This is a genomic window from Acidithiobacillus sp. HP-11, from assembly GCF_015100075.1.
GTDB lineage: Bacteria > Pseudomonadota > Gammaproteobacteria > Acidithiobacillales > Acidithiobacillaceae > Acidithiobacillus > Acidithiobacillus thiooxidans.
Genome location: NZ_JACKYY010000041.1, coordinates 1 through 21,124, shown reverse-complemented (window position 1 = coordinate 21,124; position 21,124 = coordinate 1). Strand labels below are relative to the sequence as shown.

Genomic DNA, 21,124 nt, shown 5'->3' with positions numbered 1-21,124 from the left:
AGCAAAAAGTAAAGACATCAAGGATAGTCATGTCGCATCAGGTGTTTCGAAACCTTTCCAGTCGTTTTGCGGGAGTAAAGCCTATCCGTCTGGTACGCTTCAGTTTGATGATCGGGGTCTGTCTGGGCCTCGCGGCCTGCATGGATGAAAACACTTCCTATGCGGTGAAGTCCATCCACGAGACTCTGCCTGCCCCCGTTGTGGCGCGTAAGGCACCCGCCCCGCAGAAACCCGAACGTTATCTGGATCAGATGGCGATTATTGATGCGCATAAGGACTTTTCCGAATCACCCGATCCGGGCTATGTATTGGATGCTCGTTCGGTGCTGCGTTTTCCTAAAACTTATCCAGTCGGCGTCATTATCATTGGTGACAGTATTTTGACCGGCTGGTCAGGATATTTTGCGCATGTGTTTCCCAATGCGCTTATCAGTGGGCGGGTGGGTAGACAGTTTTCCAGCGCGCTGCCCATCTGGAAGACCATGCAACAAACCGGGATGACCCAAGGGGTTGGTGATGTCGTCATCGAATTGGGTACGAATGGTGAAGTGTATCCTGAGGACATGCAGCAACTACTCAAAATGCTTGGCCACCGCCAGGTATTTCTGGTGATGCCGGAAATGCCCCGATCCTGGGAACATGAAGTACAACAGCTTTATCTGCAAACCGCCGCCACACACCCGAATGTGCATCTGGTACGTTGGGATCTGCTCAGCAAAAATCATCCGCAATATTTCTGGACGGACCTGGTTCATCCCAATTGGCAGGGAATTCAGGTCATGGTACATGCCATTGCTCGTGATATTAAAAAAACTGAAGACAAAAACTAATTCATAAAATTTTGCGGGATGACGGTATGCTCTATCTGGATTATCTGAAGTTTCTCGCCATGGTCGGCGTCATTGGGTTTCATGTGCATGAAACCATTACTTTTGGCAGCGCATGGTTTTCTGGTGGTTATCTGGGTGTTGATGTATTTCTCTTTGTTTCCGGATACTTAATAGAGAGATCCATGCGCCATGCGCCGGATGCTGACTTTCTGAACAGTGTGCGCACTTTCTTCAGAAGACGCCTTTCTCGTATTGTTATTCCCATGCTGGTGGTAACCTGGGTAGTTGCTCTGTTTGGTTATTACTTTCATCTGACCAGTTGGCAACCGGCTGTTTATTCATCGCTTTTTGTCTATAACTTTTATCTGATATTTCATCATATACCTTATTTTCAGACCTTTGCGATGCCGCACCCCTTTATTGGAATGTGGTTTATTTCATTATTGGTGCAGTTGTATGTTTTGCATTTTTTGCTGCGTAAAATAATTCGTAACCAGTATTTTTATTTTGTGCTGATGTTGCTATTGCTGATGGTTACGGCCGGGGGAGCATACTGGTTGGGTGTACATCATCAGCTTAATGCTGCTTATGTTTTACCTTGGCATGGTTTTTCCTATATTGCCGGGATTCTGGGTTTCATGGTTCTGAGTGGTCGTGAGGCTAAAAAAATTCCCGTCGTTTTTGATTTATTGGTAGTCATGGCAGTGCTGGGTATTATTGTCCTGTTACTGCTGGCTCCTTATCAGAATTATGTCATATATTCTTTACCAGTATTATTGCTTACTGCAATTTATATTTATGCTGCGGAACGATCCACTGTCTTTGCACAGATGAAATGGCAGTTGGGCGGGGCTTTGGGGGAGATGTCATACTCCTTGTATTTATGGAATGTTCCAGTTATTTCTTTCCTCTATTATTTTTATCATGGCGCGACTGATTACGTTTTAGTGATCCTTTCTGTGTTGATTATCCTGTTGTTGTCGGTGCTTACCTATGCCTTGGTTGAAGTCAGTATACAGAATGCTTTTAGCAAGAAAGCGCGGCATCATTTTTCCCTGCAAACCGCTTTTACTGTGGCTTTGATTCTGGGTTTGGGCATTGCCGGTTGGTATGATTCGGTGGTGGTTAATCAGCAATTTATTCATGAACGCGAAAAAAATCTCCACCTGCTGTTATACAAGCATTACCAGGCGCTCAAAATTGCCCAGTTGCAGAAGCAGTTACTGGCAATCCGTCAGTCAGGTGATGCGGCCCTGGCGGAACCGACGGGAAATGCCCTCAGTGCCAGAGGCGCAACGTCTGCCCCGGCGGCTGGCTCCATGACCTGGCAGCCCAATCCACAACCGGGGTATCTCTATAACGGACAGGAAATCCGCCAAAATCGTGCCTATCCAGACAAACAGGTATTGGTTGTTACGGATTCCATTCTTCTGGGATGGTCAGGTTTTGTGATTCATCAGGTTCCCAATGCCATACTGGACGGTAAAGTGGGTCGACAGTTTTCGCGTGCCCCATCCGTCCTGCAGGCAGAGTTGACGCAACCTCAAAATGCAGATATTCGTTATATTGTCCTGGAGCTGGGCAGCAATGGCGATGTCTTTACCCAGGATCTGGATCGGGTCATGCGCGAAGCCGGAAATCGCAAAGTCATGCTGATTATTCCCAATGTTCCCAGAGTCTGGGAAAACGAAGTTAAAGCACAGTATCTCCGCGCCAAGGCACAATATCCCAATGTTTATTTGTTGCACTGGGATCGTATCAGCCATGATCAATATAATTACTTTGATCCTGATCAGGTCCACTTGACCTGGGACGGTGACCAGGCCCTGGTGAATGCAATGCTTGGAAAGTTGTACACCATGGGTTATCAACAACCTCAGCCGGTTGCTCATGCGCAGTCTGTTCAATCAGGTCAAGCGCATCTGGTTGCCACCAAGCCACTTAAATTCAGTACAGCAAGTACGCAGTCGGCGACGGCTCCCGCGCGCTCAGTCTCAGTTCAACCCCAGACCCAATCTCCGCTACCTACCACCCGCATCAAATCCTTTACCATCGCGCCGCTGAGCACCGCGTCTACGGCATCTGTCTTTAGCAATGCGGTGCCGGTACAAAGGCAAAACACTGATGCTTCGGGCCTTGATGGTTTCCAAAATTAATTCGGCCATTTTCAGCATGAATTGTTCGTAGAAAGCAACTCTTCCGCTTCCTGACAAATGCCCCGACGTTCGAGCAGGCTTCCGGGAATGTGACCACCGGCCTGCCGCCAGAGTACGGCAGCGCGAATACCGCTGAGCAGGAGCGTGCGGATACGGGCGGCATCGTCAGCGTCACTTAAATAGCGGCTGTCACCGCTGACGATAATACGCGGGCGCAAGGTGCCGATAGCTTCCGTGTAGGTTTGCGCCAGACCGGCAATGACGCTGCTCTGCAGTGGGTCACCAAAATGCTGGATTTGCCGCTGGGCCTGCTGAATACCTTCATGCACGCGCTGGGTAGCGCTTTGATTTTTTAACAGGCGTTTACTCAGGCTGCTCATCGCCATAGCGTAGCGCAGCAGTTCGGCTTCCTGGGCATTGGCGGGGCCGCGTTGCAGGAGCGGGCAGAGCAGGGCCAGTGCCTGTCGTAAACTCTGGATGTCTCCCAATGCCTGACGAGTACTGGCACTGTCCAGGGACAGAATGCTGTGAATACAGGTGGCCAATAGTGGCCCCGGTTGTTCACCATTGCGGGCAATGTTCTGTACCAGCAGGGCGCTACGGATAATACCGGCCAACGCCAAAGTACGATCACGGCGGCGGTCTGCTTTGGGAATCAGAAAATCCCACATGTAAATCTGCCTTTATTATTTGAAAAAATCATTTAGTGTGCTTGCCCGTTGAGCATTTCATCCAGCGTGCCAGTAAGTTTTTTGCTTTGGGTTTCCGTTAATTGCCGACCTCTTTCATTGAGAATAAAAAAAGTATCTTCAACCCGCTCACCAAATGTAGACACCTTGGCGCCATGAATATTCAGCTGTAAGGCGCGTAATACTTCACCCACCCGATAAAGCAGTCCGAGATGATCGGCTGCACGCACTTCCAGCAGGGTATAGCGGGAGAGGGCGTGATTATCCACACGGATTTCAGCGGGACGCTGGGCGAAAAAGCGATGGCGTGGATCGCGGTGACGCAGACCAAAATGTGGTTTGCTTTCGGTTTCTCCTTCGATAATGGCGCGCAGTCGCGCTGCCAGATCCTGGTCGGCCTGCTCGGTTCGCGCAAAGGCGTGACTGTTGTCAATGACCAGAAAGGTGTCAATGGCTCGACCATCTTCACTGGTATCAATGCGCGCGTCGATGATGTTGAGGGCCTGGCGATCCAGGGCGCCGGTAATCTGCTGGAACAGACCGGGGCGGTCAGGACCATAAATCAGGATTTCGCTGCCCTCAGGCTGGTGGGCGCGCACAGCTACCAGGGTTTTACGACTTTTATGGGCGAGAATCTGTTGAATGTGCCACAGCAGTTCATTTTCGCTGTAACGTGAAAAATAGGCCCCCGATAAATGCTGCCAGAATACTCTGGCGCGGGTTTGTTCTTCCTGCGTCAGGCATTGCAACGCGTTTTCCTGACGATCCCGGACAATGTGCGGCAGGTCTTGACGGCTGCGATCTTCCTGCTGCAGTTCGGTAGCCGTAGCGCGATACAAGGTGCTGAGCAACAAGCCTTTCCAGTCGTTCCAGAGGTCCGGGTTGGTGGCACGCATGTCTGCCACGGTCAGTAACAGCAAGTAGGCCAGATGCCGTTCATCGCCGACCATTCTGGCAAAATCCTGGATGACCTGAGGATCTTCCAGGTCACGGCGTTGGGAGACCGTACTCATCTGCAGGTGCTGCTCCACCAGCCAGATCATCAGTTCCGTGTCTCTGGCGGACAGCTGCAGGCGTCGGGCAAAACGCCGTACTTCCTGTGCACCAATTTGGGAATGATCGCCGCCCCGGCCCTTGCCGATATCATGAAATAACCCGGCCAGAACCAGCAGTTCCGGCTTATCCACTTGTGCCCAGGCCTGTTTGAGTACGGACATCCGGGTTTCTTCCTGCTTATGAAGCAGTCCAATATTCCGCAGCAGAAACAGAGTGTGCTGATCGACGGTATAGACGTGAAACAGATCATGCTGAATACGGCCGGTAATGCGTTCAAAAGCGGGAATCAGCCGCCCGAGGATGCCACATTGGTGCATGATTTTCAGGCTGTCATAAGCGCCATCTGCTTGCGCCAGCAGCGCCAGGAATTCATTTCTGGCGATGGGATCCTGTTCAAGATTGCGGGGCTGGATTTTACTGCGCAACTTATAAAGCGCGCGTTGGGTCAATGCGTCCAGAGAAATGCTCTGCGGGTTTTCGGCCAGCTCGCGAAACAGGCGTAATATTTTCTGCAATAATTGCGGATCGTCTGCCTGGGGAAGGGGCACTGTGTTCCGCACAGGTTGTGCTGAATCTTCGCCCAGGCTGCCCTGATCAGCCAGGTATAGGGCAATATTTTCCTGAGCAATGGCAGCAATGCGCATAATGTCGGCAAAAGCGCGATAAAGCTTTTGCATGAGCTGTTCAACCGGACTGCGGCCGGGACGCTCCTGGTAACCCAGTACCTCGGCGAGTTGGCGTTGCTGCTCCAGACGCAAGCGGTCTTCATGGCGGCCGCTGGCATAGTGCAGGGTGATGCGCAGGCGCGTCAGAAAAGACTGAGCCCGGAGAAGTTGCCGATATTCTTCCGGGGTGACCAGGTTTTTCTGGCGCAGGCACAGCAGGCTGCTGTCTCCGAAAATGCTACCAGTCAGCCATTGCAGCTGATGAATATCGCGAAGCCCGCCGGGACCCTCTTTCAGGTTGGGTTCCAGATGAAAAGCCGTATCGCTACAGCGGGCGTGGCGGTTTTCCTGTTCGGCGAGTTTGGCAGCAAAAAAAACTTCGGGTTTCCAGGGCGGATTGGCGCGGAGGGTTTCTTTCAGTTGCGCCAATAATTCCCGCGATCCGTAAAGATAACGGGCCTCCAGAAACGTGCTGGCAATGCTGAGATCTTCTCGCGCCTTTTCCAGGCATTCCTGAACCGAACGCACACTGGAGCCTACTTCCATTTGCAAATTCCACAGCGCCGTCAGAAAAAAATGAATGAACTGCTCTTCGTCTTCCGAAAGTGCGGGTGGAGTGAGAATCAGCAGGTCAAGGTCCGAGCCGGGAAACAGGGCCCCGCGCCCATAACCTCCTACGGCAATCAGGCTGAGTCTGGTTACGCTCTGTTCATGCTCTGCTGCAGTCTGACGCCAGATTTTGCGCAAGGATTTGTCCAGTAGAGCACAGTGCTGGCGCAAGAGCGAGCGACTACTCTGCCGTGGAGAGAAACGGCTCTGTAAAACAGACCGTTCCTGACGCAGGGTTTCCGGTACGCCCGGCAGATTCTCGCCTGCCATGAATTCGGGCATGTTCAGATGGGATCGCCGGGGAGTTGGGTCAATACCTCGTAGCTGTCGTCGGTGACCAGAATGGTATGCTCCCATTGCGCCGAGGCACTGTGATCCTTGGTGACAATGGTCCAGCCGTCGGGTAAAGCCTTGATGTGACGTTTGCCGGCATTGATCATGGGTTCAATGGTAAACGTCATCCCTGCCACCAACTCCACGCCTTCGCCGGGGTTGCCGTAATGCAGCACCTGTGGTTCATCGTGAAATACCCGGCCGATGCCATGCCCGCAGAATTCCCGCACCACTGAGCAATGCTGGGCTTCAGCATAGACCTGAATCGCATGGCCGACATCGCCCAGGGTGGCGCCCGGTCGGACTTGCTTAATGCCGCGCACCATGGCCTCGTGGGCAACTTCCATCACCCTTCTGGAACGCAAGGGGACTTCGCCAACCGTAAACATTTTACTGCTATCGCCGTGGTAGCCATCCTTGATGACCGTCACATCAATGTTCAACATATCTCCATCTTTTAAAACCCGGTCGCCGGGAATACCGTGGCAGATGACGTGGTTGAGGGAAATACAGACCGATTTGGGGAAGGGTGGATATTCCGGACTGGGCTGATAATTCAGCGGGGCAGGAATTCCCTGTAAATCGTTGACAATATAATCGTGACAAATCCGGTCCAATTCTCCGGTAGTGATTCCGGCTTTGACATGAGGCCGAATCATGTTGAGCACCATGGCGGTCAAATGCCCGGCAGTACGCATTTTTACGACTTCTTCAGGGGTTTTGATGTTGCCCTGAGGGGGATTTTTTCGACGTTGTAACATTTGATTCTCCTGGGGCGACTCAAAGCGGCTAAAAAAGTAGCTGCTCTGCCGCATCAATGACTATTTTATCAGGACTGACCCGGGTTCGGTAGGCCAGTACTTCCACACCCGCCCTGCGCGCTTCCCGGAGCGCCTGTCCATAAGCCGGGTCCACTTGGTCGGCCGGGGCAAAACCCTGACCATCTTCGCGGCCAATCAAAAAAAACATGACGGCGCGCCCACCGTTGGCTACGACCTCGCGGAGTGCATGCAGGTGGCGCAGGGCGCGGGTGCTGACCGCATCGGGAAAACGGATGACGCCATCTGGGTCGAGCAGGGTGCAGGATTTGACTTCGACATAGCAGGGTGGACGCTGGGGATTCTGCAAAAGAATGTCCACCCGTTCATGGCTGCCATAGGGCACCTCGCGCCGCAGTTCGTCATAATCCTGCAGGGCGGGAATCTGCCCGCTGACAATGGCTTCGGCCACAATGTGATTGGGGCGTTGGGTATTGATGCATACCCAGCTGCTGCCACTCCAGTAAAGCTCCCAGGTCCAGGCCAGTTTGCGTTTGGGGTTGTCACTGCGGGAAATGAGTATGGCTTGTCCGGGTTCTGCGCAACTGCGCATGCTCCCCGAGTTGGGGCAATGTATGGTGATTTGCTCGCCGGTTTCGAGTTCGCAGTCTGCCAGGAAACGTTTGTAGCGACGAATCAGGGTGGCGGGGACCAGTTCCGGTAAATTCATCGTTGCGCCGACAGCCGTCCTGACGGCGCAGGCCAAAGTCGCAGAAAAGCCTCCAGAACAACTATCGGGTCAATATTCATAGGGGCAGCGTAACGCTTGTAGCCGGTGGATGCCAGAATGGTGTCTTGCCCCGTGCCTCCGCCAGCGCCCAGTTGCGCCACTGTTCAGCGGATGCGCCGTGGAGTTCGGCGGGGGTGTCCCAACCCAGCAGGCCCAGTGTTGTTTCCCAGCCTTGTCCGGGGCTTCCTGTCCAGGCCGGGCTCTGACTGCTTTTGGAAAGCTTGCTGCCATCGGCATTGCAGAGGAGTGGCAGGTGCCCATATTCTGTCCGGGGCAGGTGCAGGAGGCTTTGCAAATAGCGCTGGACTCCAGTAAACGTGCGTAAGTCGCCTCCACGGATGACCTCGCTCACGCCCTGTGCGCCGTCATCGACCACGCAAGCCAGTAGATAAGCAAAATAATTATCGGCGCGGAGCAGAACGGGATCTCCCTGTTCGGGAGGCGTGTTCTGAAGGCCGTGAAAACGATCTTTCCAGACGGGAAACTGTTGGGGAACGCGCAGTCGCCAGGAGCGTGCTGTTCGACCTGCTGCCAGTCCATGGCGGCAGGTGCCGGGATAATTGCCGCCGTGCTGGCGGATTTCCTGCCGCGTACAGGCGCAGGGGTAGGCATCACCTTCCTTTATCAAATGGTCCAAGGCTTGTTGATAATAATCATGACGTTGAGACTGCCAGCAGATGGGGCCATCCCAATCAAGGCCGAGTGCTTCCAGCTGCCGTAAAATCGTGTCCGCAGCTCCGGGCCGCACCCGGTCCCCGTCCACATCTTCCATACGCAGCAACCAAAGCCCACTCTGACTGCGCGCGCTGAGATAGCTGCCAATGGCTGCAATCAGCGAACCGGCATGCAGGGGACCACTGGGGGAGGGCGCAAAGCGCCCCACGACCGGCTTTTTCCGGGCCTGCGCTTGGGGCATTGTTGGTGGCGAAAGACTGGACATGGCTTGATGAATGCGCGCTGATTCCAAAAGGTGTAAAGCATTTCCGTTGACTATGGTTTATTTCGGTTTGCTGTACAATCAGGCCGGTACTTGGAGATCAGACCCGGCATCATGAAAGTGCTGCTTAGGCGCGGACCAGTTTAAAAACGGAGCATTCATGGCGGTTGGAGAATTTGCACTCATTGAGCAGTTGCAAGGCAGGCTGGGTGGCGGCGGGAAGGGGGTGCTCCTGGGAATGGGAGATGATGCAGCCTGGCTGGATCCGGCGGGACAGTCGCTGGTGACCAGCATGGATACACTGGTTGCCGGCCGCCATTTTTTCGCCGATGTGGATCCTGCTGATCTGGGCTGGAAAGCCCTGGCCGTGAATCTCAGCGATCTGGCCGCCATGGGGGCGCAGCCGCGTTGGTGCCTGCTCAGTCTGGCTTTGCCAATGCGTGCGGAAGGCTATTCGCCCTGGTTGGAAGCTTTTGCCGAGGGTTGGCATACTCTGGCTGAGAGCGCCGGCGTGGCGCTGGTCGGTGGCGACACGGTCGCAACAGATGGTCCGCTGACTTTGACTGTTACCGTATTGGGCGTAGCGGAGCAGGGTATCATGCGGCGCGATGCCGCCCGTCCCGGTGATCTGATCTGGGTGACCGGGACACTGGGAGATGCGGCAGCCGCCCTGGATCTGGCTTTTGTGGCACGTGGCCTGCCGGGCTATGATTTTGCCGGTCCGGCGACGCAGGCCCAAGCACTGGAAGCCCGGCGCTTGCGTCCGCTCCCGCGCCTGGACTTTGGCCGGGCGGCACAGGCTGCCGGAGTGGCCTGCGCTCTGGACTGTTCTGATGGTTTTCTGGCTGATCTCGATCATATCCTCAAGGCCTCCGGGCTGCGGGCCCGGGTTGATCTTGAGCATCTGCCCCTTAGTCCGGCTTTGCGTGATTGCATTGATCAGGACTTGGTACGCTGGCAACGCTGGCCTCTGACCGGCGGAGATGATTATGAACTGATTTTTTGTGCGCCACCGTCGCTGACCCCGGCATTGCTGAATATCGCGCATAGCTGTGCTCTGCCAATAACCGCAGTGGGGCAGATTTTGCCAGCAGACTCACAACCCACTGAGTCTGTAGATATTTACTGGCAGGAGCGGCCTTTGGCACTGCCGGGCATACGGGGTCACCAACATGTTTTCTAGGCCCTGGTATCACTGGCTGGCTTTTGGTGGAGGCAGTGGCCTATCGCCCGTTCTGCCGGGAACCATGGGTACCATTGCGGCTGTTCCTTTTTACTTGCTGCTGGTTTTACTGCTGCACAATCTGTGGATATATGCTGCTGTCCTTTTGCTCATGATCGCTGTGGGTCCCCGGCTTTGTGGTCAGACTGCCGAAGACCTGCGTCACGGTGCAGCCGGCAAGCGTGCCCTTGACCCACCCGCCATTGTCTGGGATGAATGGGTGGGCCTGTTGATGACCCTGTACTGGATACCGTTCAGTTGGGCTGCCTTGGGCATCGGTTTTTTGCTGTTCCGTTTTTTCGATATGCTCAAACCCTGGCCCATTTCCTGGTTGGATCGACATATTCATGGTGGAACGGGCATTATGCTGGATGACATGGCGGCAGCGATTCCGGCTTGGCTGATTTTACAGGGGCTGCGAGCGAAGGGTTGGTTATGAACAGCGGCGAATTACTGCATATTTTTTTGCCCATGCGGCCAGCGGTGTTGCCCGATGCTCAGCGCCTGGAAGCCTGGGCCTTAAGGAGTGGAGTGCGTGCGCGCATCGAGCTGACCGCTGTCCTGCCCGATATAGAGGGCGCGGCACTGGGCATCGGCGCTTTTGCCAACGCCGCTGCCTGGAAAGTCATTCCGCAGCGTGCCTTGGTCCCGGCTGGCGACTGGCAGGGTCTGCGCGATTGGGCTGAGCATTATTTACCACCTTGTCCACAAAGTTTCAGTCACTTTAGCGATCAGAGTCAGGGCACAGAAATTTTACCCGGTGAATTCTGGCTTCAGGAAAAAACATCGAACGCTTTTGATTTGTCCATGGCGCCACCAGAATGGGCACTGTTGCAACATTGCTCCAAAGCAGGTGGGCCGCGTTTGGCCCTGGCCGAATCCTGCACCGGTGGCGGCCTCGCAGCCCGGATTACCGCTTTATCGGGATCATCGGCGCTTTTGCAGCACGGTATAGTGACATATAGCAATACTGCCAAGCGCCACTTTCTTGGGGTACAGGCAAAAACCCTGATGCGCTATGGGGCGGTATCCGAAGAGACGGCTCTGGAAATGCTCAATGGTCTCCTGCGCGAAGCCGATCTGGGCGTGGCGATTACGGGTATCGCCGGTCCGGGCGGGGCGGTGCCGGGCAAGCCGGTTGGCACGGTCTGTATTGCCTGGGGACAGCGCAATGGTCAACAACAGGTTCGTACCTGCGATTTTCGCGGTGATCGCTGGAACGTACAGTATGCATCCGGATCGGTGGCATTGGGTGGTCTGCTGGGTTTGCTGTGTGGATGAGAGTTTTATCCCGGGCGTATTTGCCCATTCCGGTTGCTCAGGTAGAATGCCCGGAAATGTAGATTGGATAACCGGGCCGGTCGATGCCCGGATGCCCGGATGCCCGGATGCCCGGAGCAGGCCGCTGCAAAAACGGGTTATGCCCGAGTGGAATACTCTTCTCAATTCAGAAAAGGACAACATGATGGATGATCAACGCAGCAAGGCCCTCTCGGCCGCTTTGTCCCAGATTGACAAGCAGTTTGGAAAAGGTGCAGTGATGCGCCTGGGTGACCACAACGCCATCAAGGATATTGCCGTTTACTCCACCGGCTCCTTGGGTCTGGATTTGGCTTTGGGGGTTGGCGGTCTGCCAAGAGGTCGGGTGGTTGAAATTTATGGACCCGAATCTTCCGGTAAAACCACGCTGACCCTGCATGCCATTGCCAGTTGTCAGCAAGCCGGAGGCACTGCCGCTTTTATTGATGCCGAACATGCTCTGGATCCCGGCTACGCCCACAAGCTTGGGGTTGATCTCGAAAATCTGCTGGTTTCCCAGCCGGATACCGGCGAACAGGCCCTGGAAATCGCCGACATGCTGGTGCGTTCCGGCGCCGTGGACCTGATTGTGGTGGACTCGGTAGCTGCCCTGACGCCCAAGGCGGAAATTGAAGGCGATATGGGCGACTCGCACGTTGGCCTCCAGGCGCGTTTGATGAGTCAGGCCCTGCGCAAGCTCACCGCCAATATTTCCCGAACCAATACTCTGGTGATTTTCATCAATCAGATCCGCATGAAGATCGGGGTCATGTATGGCAGTCCGGAAACCACGACCGGTGGGAATGCCCTGAAGTTCTATGCTTCCGTACGCCTCGATATTCGCCGGATTGGTGCCATCAAAAAAGGTGACGAGGTCATGGGCAATGATACCCGGGTCAAAGTCGTCAAAAATAAGGTGGCTCCGCCTTTTCGCGAAGCCGAGTTTGCCATTTATTACGGGGAGGGTATTTCCCGCCTTTCGGAGTTGGTGGACCTGGGTGTCAAGTTTGAAATTGTTGAAAAAAGCGGAGCCTGGTACTCCTATCAGGGCGAACGCATTGGTCAGGGTAAGGATAATGCCCGCCAATATCTCAAGGAGCACCAGGAATTGGCCACGAGAATCGAGCAACAGGTCCGTGCTGCTGCGGCCGGTAATCCGCTGGCCTTTACGGATGATGTGGTGGAGCCTGCGGCAGTCGAATAATTGGCCGGTCGTTCTCCTGTCGATCCCATGACCGTTGCCCTGCGCCTGCTGGCGCGCAGGGAGTACAGTCGCAAGGAGTTGCAGGATAAACTGCTGCACGCGGGCTTTGATAACTTGCAGATACAGATGGTCCTCGACAGCCTCAAGGCATCCGGTTATCAGGATGACCAGCGTTACTTGGAAATGTTGACCCGCACCCGGCTGTGCCAGGGGCATGGTCCCTTACGCCTGCGTCAGGATTTACAGCGGGCAGGGGTTGATGTTAAAGAGCAGGATGCTGCGGCAGTGCAAAGCGTCAACTGGCAGGTACAGGCGCAGGCCGCCTACCGCAAGCGCTTTGGCGATAAGTCTCCCGAAGATGCCCGGGAATATGCGCGACGCGCACGGTTTTTGGCGGGAAGGGGATTTTTGCCCGAACAGATACGACGCGTACTGGCGGATCCGGGCAAAAATGCGGATGATTTTAACGACTAGATTTTTTATGGATGACGGAAGACCGATGCAAGCGCAAGCCATTCGCCAAGCTTTTCTGGATTATTTTGTGGAACAGGGTCATCAGATTGTGCCCTCCAGTTCGCTGATTCCCCGCAATGATCCGACCTTACTGTTTACCAATGCCGGTATGGTTCCTTTCAAGGACGTGTTCCTGGGTCTGGAGCAACGTCCCTACCAGCGCGCTGTTTCTTCCCAGCGCTGCATGCGGGCGGGCGGAAAACATAATGACCTGGAAAACGTGGGTTATACGGCCCGCCATCATACCTTTTTCGAAATGCTCGGCAATTTTTCCTTCGGGGATTATTTCAAGCGCGAAGTCATTGCTTTCGCCTGGCGATTTCTGACGGAAAAACTGGGGCTTCCGGCTGCCAGGCTGTGGATTACGGTTTATGAAGAAGACGACGAAGCCGCTCAGATCTGGATCAATGAAATGGGTATTGATCCAGCGCGCATTTCCCGTTGTGGCGCGAAAGACAATTTCTGGAGTATGGGAGATACCGGTCCTTGCGGCCCCTGCTCGGAAATTTTTTATGACCACGGCCCAGATGTTCCGGGAGGCCCTCCCGGTAGCCCCGAAGAAGACGGGGATCGTTATATTGAAATCTGGAATCTGGTTTTCATGCAGTATGACCGCGACAGCAGTGGGAAACTGACCCCGCTCCCCAAACCTTCCGTGGATACCGGCATGGGTCTGGAACGTCTCGCGGCTGTTCTGCAGGGTGTCCACAATAATTACGACACGGATCTATTCAAGCCCTTGATTGCGGCAGCGGCCGAAATTTCCGGCAAAATCTATGGTCAGGATGCTGCAACAGATACCAGTCTGCGGGTACTCGCCGATCATATTCGTGCCTGCAGTTTTCTGATTACGGACGGTGTACTGCCGGCTAATGAAGGGCGAGGTTATGTTCTGCGGCGCATCATTCGGCGGGCGGTCCGGCATGGTCGCAAGTTGGGCATGGAAAACGTGTTTTTTCATAAACTGGTTGCGCCACTGGTACGCGAAATGGGGACGGCCTTTCCTGAACTGGCTCAGGCACAGCGTGATGTTGAACGCGCTCTGGAGCGTGAGGAGACCCGTTTCCGGGAAACTTTGGAACGTGGCCTGAGTCTGTTGGAGGACGCTATTTCCGGATTGCCCGCCGATGCGGCTATTCCCGGTGAGATTATCTTCCGGCTGGCCGATACCTATGGTTTCCCGGTGGATTTAACCGCCGACATCGCCCGCGAAAGAAACCTGCGTATGGACATGGAAGGCTATGAAGTAGCCATGAGTGAGCAGCGTAATCGTTCCCGCGCCGCCTGGAGCGGCAGTGGCGAAGTCAAAACCGAGCGGATTTATCACGACCTCGCCATGCGTCTTGCCGCTACCCAATTTACGGGTTATTCCCAATGTGTGGGTGAGGGAAAAGTGCTGGCGCTGTTGCGTGATGGTGAAGAAGTAGCTTTTCTTGACGCCGGGGACAAGGGCATCGTGATTCTCGATCAGACCCCTTTTTATGGAGAATCGGGCGGGCAGTCGGGTGATCGCGGCGAATTACAGTCCGAAAATGCCGTATTTCTGGTGAATGATACCCAAAAGCCCATGGGCAGTTTGCATGTGCATGTGGGTGTGCTGCAGTCGGGTCGCCTCCAGACCGGAGACACCTTGCTGGCCAGCGTGGATGAGCTGGCCCGGCGGGCGACCGCTGCCCATCATTCTGCCACCCATCTGCTTCATTCGGCGTTGCGCAATATTCTCGGTTCGCATGTCCAGCAGAAAGGTTCGCTGGTCAATCCGGAGCGGCTGCGCTTTGATTTCAGCCATCCTGAACCCCTGACTTCGGCGCAGTTGCAGGAGATAGAGCGCAGCGTTAATGCGGTGATTCGTGAAAATTACGCTGCTGATACGCAAGTTCTGCCCATTGCCGAAGCCCAGGCTCTGGGCGCCATGGCGCTGTTCGGTGAAAAGTACGGTGATGAAGTCCGCGTCGTGCGCATGGGCGACTTTTCACTGGAACTTTGTGGTGGCACGCATGTGCAGGCGCTCGGGGATATGGGGGTTTTCAAGATTCTCAGCGAAAGTGGCGTAGCGGCGGGTATTCGCCGTATTGAAGCCGTAGCCGGAGCGGCGGCTCTGGAGCTTATCCAGCGCGATGAACAACGTCTGCAGGCCGCAGCCAGCTTGCTCAAAGTGGCACCAGCAGATCTGGATCAGCGTCTGGCTCAGACCCTTGAGCGTCTGCGTCAACTCGAAAAAGAACTGGAAAAAATCAAGCGGGATGAAGCAGCACGGGCTGGCGCAGATCTCGCTGCCCGGAGTGAGGAGGTAGCTGGTGTGTCGGTTCTCATCAGCCGTCTGGAGGGTATGGATGGTAAGGCCTTGCGTGATGCGCTGGATCGTCTGCGCAGTCAGCTTCCCGAAGCCGTGATTGTCCTGGCTGGAGTTGAAGGGGAAAAAGTGGCCTTGATTGCTGCTGTTGCGAAAACCCTGGCAGGCCGGATTCACGCGGGTGATCTGGTGAATGTGGTAGCTTTGCCGCTGGGTGGTAAAGGTGGCGGCCGACCCGACATGGCCCAGGCTGGTGCCGGTAATCCGGCGGCACTGGATGATGCGCTCCAGGCCGCCCGCGATTGGGTCAGAAACAAGCTGGCCTAGTGGTTGCCCTGCCAGGGCTGGCCGTTGCCCTGATTCTGATGTCCACGGTCCGGTTTTGAACCTGGCTGCCCGCGACCCCGCCCCGGACCATTATCGGGACGACCTTGTCCGGGGGCTGGACGCTGAATGGGTTGCGGACGCTGTTGCATCTGCGGACGATGGGGATGCTGAAACTGTGGACCACCGGGACGCCCCGGTTGCGGCCGCTGCTGCGGCCCTGGCATGGGCCTTTCTGCCGGACGGAAATGCCGCCATTGCGGGTCTCGGGAATAGCGGCCAGCATCTCTTTGGACGCGCTGCCAATCGCGATGATTCCAGCGCCGCAATGCGGGCGGCGGAGCCGCTATGGGGCGCCACGGACCACGATAGCCCGGACCCGACCACCAGCGGTTGCCGTAATAATAATAGTAGTTGGAACCCTGATAAAAAATGGGTTGCGAAGCGCCATAGGCCGCATAAACACCCAGATTGCTCAGCCAGACCATCAAGGGCGGTGCCGTAAGAATGGCTGGGGGGTATCCAGGTGCCGCATACACTGGCTGGGTTCCTACATTGAGTTGTATATCTACGGGGCCAGCAAAGGCCGCACTACTCAATCCCAGTCCCGCCAGCACGGCGCTGGTCAAAAGACTTTTTATCCACAAATTTTTCATGATTATCATCCTCTCCGAAAAATCTTCAAAATGCGACTACATGGTACAGGACAAGATTTTTGCGCTATGCTTTTGCCTGTGAAATACAGATTAAGGTGTGTTGTCCCATGAATCGAGATGTAAAATGTAAATTTTTGTTTATCAGGTTACGGTGATAACCGGTGCCTGAAGTCGCCGAACTGGAAAAACTCCTGCAGAAAGTAGCGCTTGCTGATCAGCAAGCCTTTCGTGATTTTTACGATGCTACGGCTGCGCATCTGTTTCCCGTTGCTTTGCGTATTTTAAGAGAGCAGGGCCGTGCGGCCGATTGTTTACAGGATGCGTTTGTGAAAATCTGGTTAAAGGCGGGAGAATATCAAGCGGGTCGGGGCGCTCCCATGGCTTGGGCAGCGGCAATTGTCCGCTATCAGGCTATTGATGAATTAAGACGGCTTCCGAAAGACCAGCCAGGTTGGGAAGACGAAAACTGGGAGCAGTGGGGGGAACGGGAATTTCCTGCTGACCCCCGGATGGCTTCGGAAAAGCAACTTTTATTGGATTGCCTTGAACAACTTCCCAGCGATCAAAGGCAGGCTATTTCCCAGGCTTTTTATCGCGCAGCCAGTTACGACGAAGTGGCGCGCTTTGCTGGTGAAGCTTTGGGTACGGTCAAAAGCTGGATTCGTCGGGGACTTTTAAGTTTGAGAGACTGTTTGCATCATGAATCTGAATAAGTGGCCAAAGCTTGCGGACCTGCTCGCAGGTTCCTACGTACTGGGAACCTTGCGCGGGCGGGCAAGGCTGCGTTTTGCCCACATGCTGCGCTCTCGTCCCTGGTTGGCTGCTCGGGTGGCAGAGTGGGAGGACACCCTGATGCCTTACAGTCTGCAGGAGCCACCCATCGCGCCCCCGCATTCGGTCTGGCAAGGGGTTGTAGCAGAATTGCCAGCGCGTGCCGTTAACGCAGATATAGCCAGCCATGTTTCCTGGTGGCAGAAACTCGGGCTGTGGCGCGCCATGTCGGCTGGCCTGGCGCTGGCACTGGTTCTTCTGCTGCTCTGGCCAGCACCGCCGCGAATGCCTTATATGGCGGTGTTGAACAATACATCGGGTCAGGCGGTGTGGATGCTGCGGGCCAATGATCATCACATGGCCTTGGTGACCATGCGCAGCATGTCTTTGCCTGCCGATAAATCCTTGCAGCTCTGGGCCATTGTTCGGGGTAAAAAGCCCATATCCATGGGGTTATTGCCGACCCATCCAGGACGCACACCGATATTGATCACTCCAGACCATCTGGATATGCGCTCGGTTGCCCTGATTGCGGTGACCATGGAGCCAGAAGGCGGTTCGCCAACGGGCCAGCCGACCACGGCCATATTATACAAGGCAGATATTTTATCGACGCATTTAAGTAGTTGAGTCTGTAATAATCATCTTGTTGCATCCAAGCATGGAGCGAATGCGTATTTAGTTGGGGATGGCAATATTGCTGTCACGTACTCAGGAGAACGTCATGAAAGAAATGGAAAATCAAGGTTTGGATCGTCGGGATTTTTTCAAAAAAAGTGCATTGTTCGGGTTGGGACTGGCTGCGGTCGGTAGTTTAACCATGCCCGCTCTGGCAGAAGCGGCGGCCATGCCCAAAGGCCCGAAGCATGATTTATATTTGCTGAACTTTGCCCTGAATGCGGAACATCAGGCCATTGCTGCTTATCAGGTCGGGGCCGAAAGCAAGCTGCTGGACCCGGCATTGCTTAAAGTAGCTCTGTCATTTCAGGCAGATCATGAAGCCCATGCGGCTATTCTTGCCGAAACCATCAAAAAGCTGGGTGGGACTCCGGTTACTTCGAAAGTCTCTCTGAAAGCGCCGATGACCGAATTGGCCAGTAAGTGGGGATTTCCTCTGGATAAGCTGAAAAACCAGAATGATGTTCTGCATTTTGCGGCCGGTCTGGAGGTTGGTGCTGCCAAGGCCTATCTGGGAACGGTGCCTGAGTTCAGTAATCCGGAACTGGCCCATGCAGCAGCCAATATTGAAGGAGATGAAGCCATGCATTTTGCGGTGTTGCGTAGTGCCCTGGGAGAATTCCCGGTGCCAGCAGCTTTCATCTCCGCCATGCCCAGTTAACGTTTCATAACTTTATCGCAGCAGCCTGCATCCCTTGCCTAGTGATGCAGGTTTTTTACGCGCCTTGAAATTAAGCTGAAAGTTGGCTAAAAGTATTGAACCATTCTAACGGTTCACAATCATCCTATGCCGCATCACGGAAAAATAGTTGATGTATCGAAAAATTACAGCAGAAGATTATTAGGATTCTCTGTTTGGGTTTTTTTCTTGCTGATGGCTCTTTCCTGGGTGTTGGTTGGTTTTTATACTTGGGAGAAAGTCAGGGCTCAGGAAATTGCTAACCTACGAATATTGTCAGTTGCTCTTGCCCATAGTACATCGCAAAGTGTTTTTAATGTTCAGTCCTCCCTGGATTTGCTTGCGGACAGTCTTCGCAATATGTCGGCTGGTCGAGATTTGAATTTGTCTCACCGGTTAAAAAATTATCTGCAGGCACAGCCTGCAATCCAGAATATTACCGTGATGGATGACAAGGGACGGGTTCTTTCGGAAGCGTTCCGCAAAGATTATCCCGGTACGAACTCGTTGGCCATGCAAAATGTCCATTATTTTTTTCTAAAAAGCGATTTTTATATCGGGTCTTTGTTTCCGGATATCCAGAAAAGGCTCTGGTATATTCCATTCAAACGTCTCGTACAATTAAAAAATCATCAGGAGGTAACTGTAGTTGTATTGTTGCCTTTGGTTGATGGAGCCTTCAAGTGCTGGATGGGCTACCCTTTGCAGGCACATACCGGGCTGTTTTTACTCAGGCGAGATGGTTATCTGGAGGCGCGTGATCCGCCACCGGACAAGACTTCTTTTACTATTCGCCAAACCGGAATTGCTGCTCGCTACGTAGCTGCTCATACGCATTCGGCGGGTGGCGTTTATATGGGTTATTCAACAGCAGTAGGCCAATGGCGCCTCGGGGCGGTTGAAGACGTACCGAATTATCCGTTAGTGGCCGGAGCCAGTATCTTGCGCAGCACATTATGGGATATGTGGGCGCGCAGTATGATTGGTCCTTCATTGGTAATTGCCTTCTTGGCTTTATTGGGATTGCTGGTTTATCGTTACCTAAGGTATTACACGGAACTCCAGGAAAAGCTTCGCAGTGATGCTGAAATGGCCATCTGGGAGGCCAAGGAGCGTGCTGAGGTTACTTTATCTTCTATTGGTGATGCAGTGATTACCACGGATACTCAGGCCCGTGTGACGGGTGCCAATTCAGTGGCTGAAAATTTACTGGGGAAGAAGATTTCCGATATTCGCGGCGAGCCGCTAGATAATGTATTTAAAATCATCAATGAAACGACCCGAGAAACCGTTGCCAACCCTGTTCATCGGGTGCTTGATGAAGGGCGAATCATGGGACTTGCCAATCATACCACGCTGATCAGCGCAGATGGTCATGAATATGCCATTGAAGATTCGGCAGCCCCTATTCGTTCTCGTACCGGGCAAATACTGGGTGTGGTTCTGGTTTTTCATGACGTTTCTCAACGGCGGCAGTTAGCCGATCAGCTTGCCCATCAGGCCGGGCATGATGCTCTCACACAATTGCCGAATAGACGCCTGTTTCAGCAACATCTGGAAGCTGCCTGTCAAGTGGGTCAGGGAGTAAATTCCTTTTTTGTGGCTATTTTGGATCTGGATGGGTTTAAACAAATCAATGATCTGTTTGGTCATGATAGTGGTGATGTGCTGCTTTGCGCTCTGGCGAAACGTATGGAGCTCATTTTTGGCAAGCAAAATATTATCGCGCGTTTGGGTGGCGATGAATTTGGTCTGATCCTGTATAAGCCTCAGAAAATCAAAGAAATTGATGTTTTGCTCACGCAAGCCTTGGGGAAAATTAGTGAGCCGGTTGAAGTGCTGGGCAGTCTTGTGACGGTTTCGGCAACTATTGGTATCTCTTCTTTCCCTTCGGATGCTGATGATCCAGGACAGTTATTACGCTTGGCAGACCTAGCGATGTACGCCGCCAAGACCGCAGGACGAAATGGTTATGTGTTTTACAATGAAGCATTAGAAGCGAAACAGCAGCTTATCGCCGAAGGAATACATATGGCTGAGCAGGCGCTAGCGGAAAATCGTTTTGTTCTTTGGTATCAACCGCTGGTTGCTTTACATGGGCATGTACTTGGTGTGGAGGCCCTGTTACGTTTGGACACGGGTAGAGGAGAAGGTCTGCTCAATCCCAGTCATTTTTCCAGCGCATTGGATCATCCCTTGCTGGCGCGAAAAATCGGGCGTTTTGTGCTGGATGCGGCCGTGCATCAAGGGATGCTTTGGCGTAAGCAAGGCTTTTTCCTGCGGGTCGGTATCAATATTAGTGCCCGGCATCTTCTGGACTCGGATTTTATGCAGGATATTCATGCTATTTTAGCCCGGTATCCCGATTTTCCTCGGGACTTGATTGAACTGGAAGTAACAGAAAGTGCGCCGATGCTTGATTTTCCCTCAGCCATTACTACGTTGCAGGCGATTAATGCGTTGGGAATTCACATTGCCCTGGATGATTTTGGCACCGGGAATGCGTCACTAACCTATCTTCAGCGATTGCCAGCACAAACCAGGCTCCTCGCTACTTGGAGTGGATACGAGGGTACGGTAGTCTTAGGGCATTGCTGATCTAGGGAAGGTTAATGATGGACGAAGACAAGCTGTTTACCTTGGCGTTGGGGTTGGTTCCGCC

Annotated in this window: 18 protein-coding genes; 12 read left to right on the top strand and 6 right to left on the bottom strand. The window is 53.8% G+C overall.

Annotation, left to right across the window (positions count from 1 at the left end; translation table 11 throughout):
• Positions 1–29: 29 nt before the first annotated feature.
• A complete protein-coding gene (locus H7F08_RS11840; RefSeq protein WP_193640644.1) occupies positions 30–830 on the top strand; it encodes an acyltransferase in 801 nt (266 codons plus the stop codon).
• Between the two features lie 26 nt (positions 831–856).
• On the top strand, positions 857–2,986 hold the full coding sequence (locus H7F08_RS11835) for an acyltransferase family protein (protein WP_193640643.1): 2,130 nt from the start codon (positions 857–859) through the stop codon (positions 2,984–2,986).
• Positions 2,987–2,997: 11 nt separating this feature from the next.
• Here H7F08_RS11835 and hflD read toward each other — a convergent pair whose 3' ends face one another.
• The 5 genes from hflD to gluQRS all read right to left on the bottom strand — a co-directional run bounded on the left by hflD (position 2,998) and on the right by gluQRS (position 8,853).
• Entirely contained in the window at positions 2,998–3,657 is a 660-nt protein-coding gene (hflD, locus tag H7F08_RS11830; protein WP_010639896.1) for a high frequency lysogenization protein HflD, read from the bottom strand.
• 32 nt (positions 3,658–3,689) lie between these two features.
• Complete coding sequence (gene glnD, locus H7F08_RS11825) at positions 3,690–6,287, bottom strand: [protein-PII] uridylyltransferase (RefSeq protein WP_193640642.1); 2,598 nt, start codon at positions 6,285–6,287, stop codon at positions 3,690–3,692.
• A gap of 2 nt (positions 6,288–6,289) precedes the next feature.
• On the bottom strand, positions 6,290–7,099 hold the full coding sequence (gene map, locus H7F08_RS11820) for a type I methionyl aminopeptidase (protein ID WP_193640641.1): 810 nt from the start codon (positions 7,097–7,099) through the stop codon (positions 6,290–6,292).
• Positions 7,100–7,127: 28 nt separating this feature from the next.
• Entirely contained in the window at positions 7,128–7,826 is a 699-nt protein-coding gene (sfsA, locus tag H7F08_RS11815; protein WP_193640640.1) for a DNA/RNA nuclease SfsA, read from the bottom strand.
• Between the two features lie 76 nt (positions 7,827–7,902).
• Positions 7,903–8,853 (bottom strand): tRNA glutamyl-Q(34) synthetase GluQRS, encoded by a 951-nt coding sequence (gene gluQRS, locus H7F08_RS11810; RefSeq protein ID WP_024894444.1) that lies wholly within the window; start codon positions 8,851–8,853, stop codon positions 7,903–7,905.
• Between the two features lie 130 nt (positions 8,854–8,983).
• On the opposite strand from gluQRS, the gene thiL reads away from it, so the two are divergent.
• From thiL to alaS, 6 genes are all read left to right on the top strand, one after another.
• Complete coding sequence (gene thiL / locus H7F08_RS11805; protein ID WP_193640639.1) at positions 8,984–10,006, top strand: thiamine-phosphate kinase; 1,023 nt, start codon at positions 8,984–8,986, stop codon at positions 10,004–10,006.
• Positions 9,996–10,484, top strand: a complete 489-nt coding sequence (locus H7F08_RS11800) for a phosphatidylglycerophosphatase A (protein ID WP_193640638.1) — start codon at positions 9,996–9,998, stop codon at positions 10,482–10,484. Before thiL ends, H7F08_RS11800 begins: the two co-directional genes overlap by 11 nt.
• Positions 10,481–11,326, top strand: a complete 846-nt coding sequence (locus H7F08_RS11795) for a CinA family protein (protein WP_193640637.1) — start codon at positions 10,481–10,483, stop codon at positions 11,324–11,326. The genes H7F08_RS11800 and H7F08_RS11795 overlap by 4 nt, the downstream gene beginning before the upstream one ends.
• A gap of 184 nt (positions 11,327–11,510) precedes the next feature.
• Positions 11,511–12,548 carry a recombinase RecA gene (gene recA, locus H7F08_RS11790; protein WP_010639879.1) on the top strand — a complete coding sequence of 346 codons (1,038 nt, stop codon included), beginning with the start codon at positions 11,511–11,513 and terminating at the stop codon, positions 12,546–12,548.
• A gap of 27 nt (positions 12,549–12,575) precedes the next feature.
• Entirely contained in the window at positions 12,576–13,022 is a 447-nt protein-coding gene (locus H7F08_RS11785; RefSeq protein ID WP_193640650.1) for a regulatory protein RecX, read from the top strand.
• A gap of 25 nt (positions 13,023–13,047) precedes the next feature.
• Entirely contained in the window at positions 13,048–15,681 is a 2,634-nt protein-coding gene (gene alaS, locus H7F08_RS11780) for an alanine--tRNA ligase (RefSeq protein WP_193640636.1), read from the top strand.
• On the opposite strand, the gene H7F08_RS11775 is transcribed toward alaS, so the two are convergent.
• Positions 15,678–16,334, bottom strand: a complete 657-nt coding sequence (locus H7F08_RS11775; protein WP_193640635.1) for a hypothetical protein — start codon at positions 16,332–16,334, stop codon at positions 15,678–15,680. The two genes, alaS and H7F08_RS11775, sit on opposite strands and share 4 nt — an antisense overlap.
• A gap of 161 nt (positions 16,335–16,495) precedes the next feature.
• On the opposite strand from H7F08_RS11775, the gene H7F08_RS11770 reads away from it, so the two are divergent.
• The 4 genes from H7F08_RS11770 (at position 16,496) to H7F08_RS11755 (ending at position 21,060) form a co-directional block, all read left to right on the top strand.
• The gene (locus tag H7F08_RS11770; RefSeq protein WP_024894450.1) at positions 16,496–17,047 is read left to right on the top strand and encodes a sigma-70 family RNA polymerase sigma factor; all 552 of its coding nucleotides are present in this window, start codon (positions 16,496–16,498) and stop codon (positions 17,045–17,047) included.
• Positions 17,034–17,735, top strand: coding sequence for an anti-sigma factor domain-containing protein (locus H7F08_RS11765; RefSeq protein WP_193640634.1), 702 nt, complete (start codon positions 17,034–17,036; stop codon positions 17,733–17,735). Before H7F08_RS11770 ends, H7F08_RS11765 begins: the two co-directional genes overlap by 14 nt.
• Positions 17,736–17,829: 94 nt before the next feature.
• Positions 17,830–18,444, top strand: a complete 615-nt coding sequence (locus H7F08_RS11760; RefSeq protein WP_193640633.1) for a ferritin-like domain-containing protein — start codon at positions 17,830–17,832, stop codon at positions 18,442–18,444.
• Positions 18,445–18,657: 213 nt separating this feature from the next.
• Positions 18,658–21,060: a diguanylate cyclase domain-containing protein gene (locus tag H7F08_RS11755; RefSeq protein ID WP_227487870.1), complete on the top strand. Its 2,403-nt coding sequence runs from the start codon at positions 18,658–18,660 to the stop codon at positions 21,058–21,060.
• Positions 21,061–21,124 lie beyond the last annotated feature (64 nt).

Coding starts and splice junctions, on each gene's coding strand:
- H7F08_RS11795 (WP_193640637.1), top strand. CDS start 10,481: ATGAACAGCGGCGAATTACTGCATATTTTTTTGCCCATGCGGCCAGCG.
- thiL (WP_193640639.1), top strand. CDS start 8,984: ATGGCGGTTGGAGAATTTGCACTCATTGAGCAGTTGCAAGGCAGGCTG.
- glnD (WP_193640642.1), bottom strand. CDS start 6,287: ATGCCCGAATTCATGGCAGGCGAGAATCTGCCGGGCGTACCGGAAACC.
- H7F08_RS11775 (WP_193640635.1), bottom strand. CDS start 16,334: ATGAAAAATTTGTGGATAAAAAGTCTTTTGACCAGCGCCGTGCTGGCG.
- H7F08_RS11840 (WP_193640644.1), top strand. CDS start 30: ATGTCGCATCAGGTGTTTCGAAACCTTTCCAGTCGTTTTGCGGGAGTA.
- H7F08_RS11760 (WP_193640633.1), top strand. CDS start 17,830: ATGAAAGAAATGGAAAATCAAGGTTTGGATCGTCGGGATTTTTTCAAA.
- H7F08_RS11800 (WP_193640638.1), top strand. CDS start 9,996: ATGTTTTCTAGGCCCTGGTATCACTGGCTGGCTTTTGGTGGAGGCAGT.
- sfsA (WP_193640640.1), bottom strand. CDS start 7,826: ATGAATTTACCGGAACTGGTCCCCGCCACCCTGATTCGTCGCTACAAA.
- hflD (WP_010639896.1), bottom strand. CDS start 3,657: ATGTGGGATTTTCTGATTCCCAAAGCAGACCGCCGCCGTGATCGTACT.
- H7F08_RS11785 (WP_193640650.1), top strand. CDS start 12,576: ATGACCGTTGCCCTGCGCCTGCTGGCGCGCAGGGAGTACAGTCGCAAG.
- H7F08_RS11765 (WP_193640634.1), top strand. CDS start 17,034: ATGAATCTGAATAAGTGGCCAAAGCTTGCGGACCTGCTCGCAGGTTCC.
- map (WP_193640641.1), bottom strand. CDS start 7,099: ATGTTACAACGTCGAAAAAATCCCCCTCAGGGCAACATCAAAACCCCT.
- alaS (WP_193640636.1), top strand. CDS start 13,048: ATGCAAGCGCAAGCCATTCGCCAAGCTTTTCTGGATTATTTTGTGGAA.
- H7F08_RS11835 (WP_193640643.1), top strand. CDS start 857: ATGCTCTATCTGGATTATCTGAAGTTTCTCGCCATGGTCGGCGTCATT.
- recA (WP_010639879.1), top strand. CDS start 11,511: ATGGATGATCAACGCAGCAAGGCCCTCTCGGCCGCTTTGTCCCAGATT.
- H7F08_RS11755 (WP_227487870.1), top strand. CDS start 18,658: ATGGCTCTTTCCTGGGTGTTGGTTGGTTTTTATACTTGGGAGAAAGTC.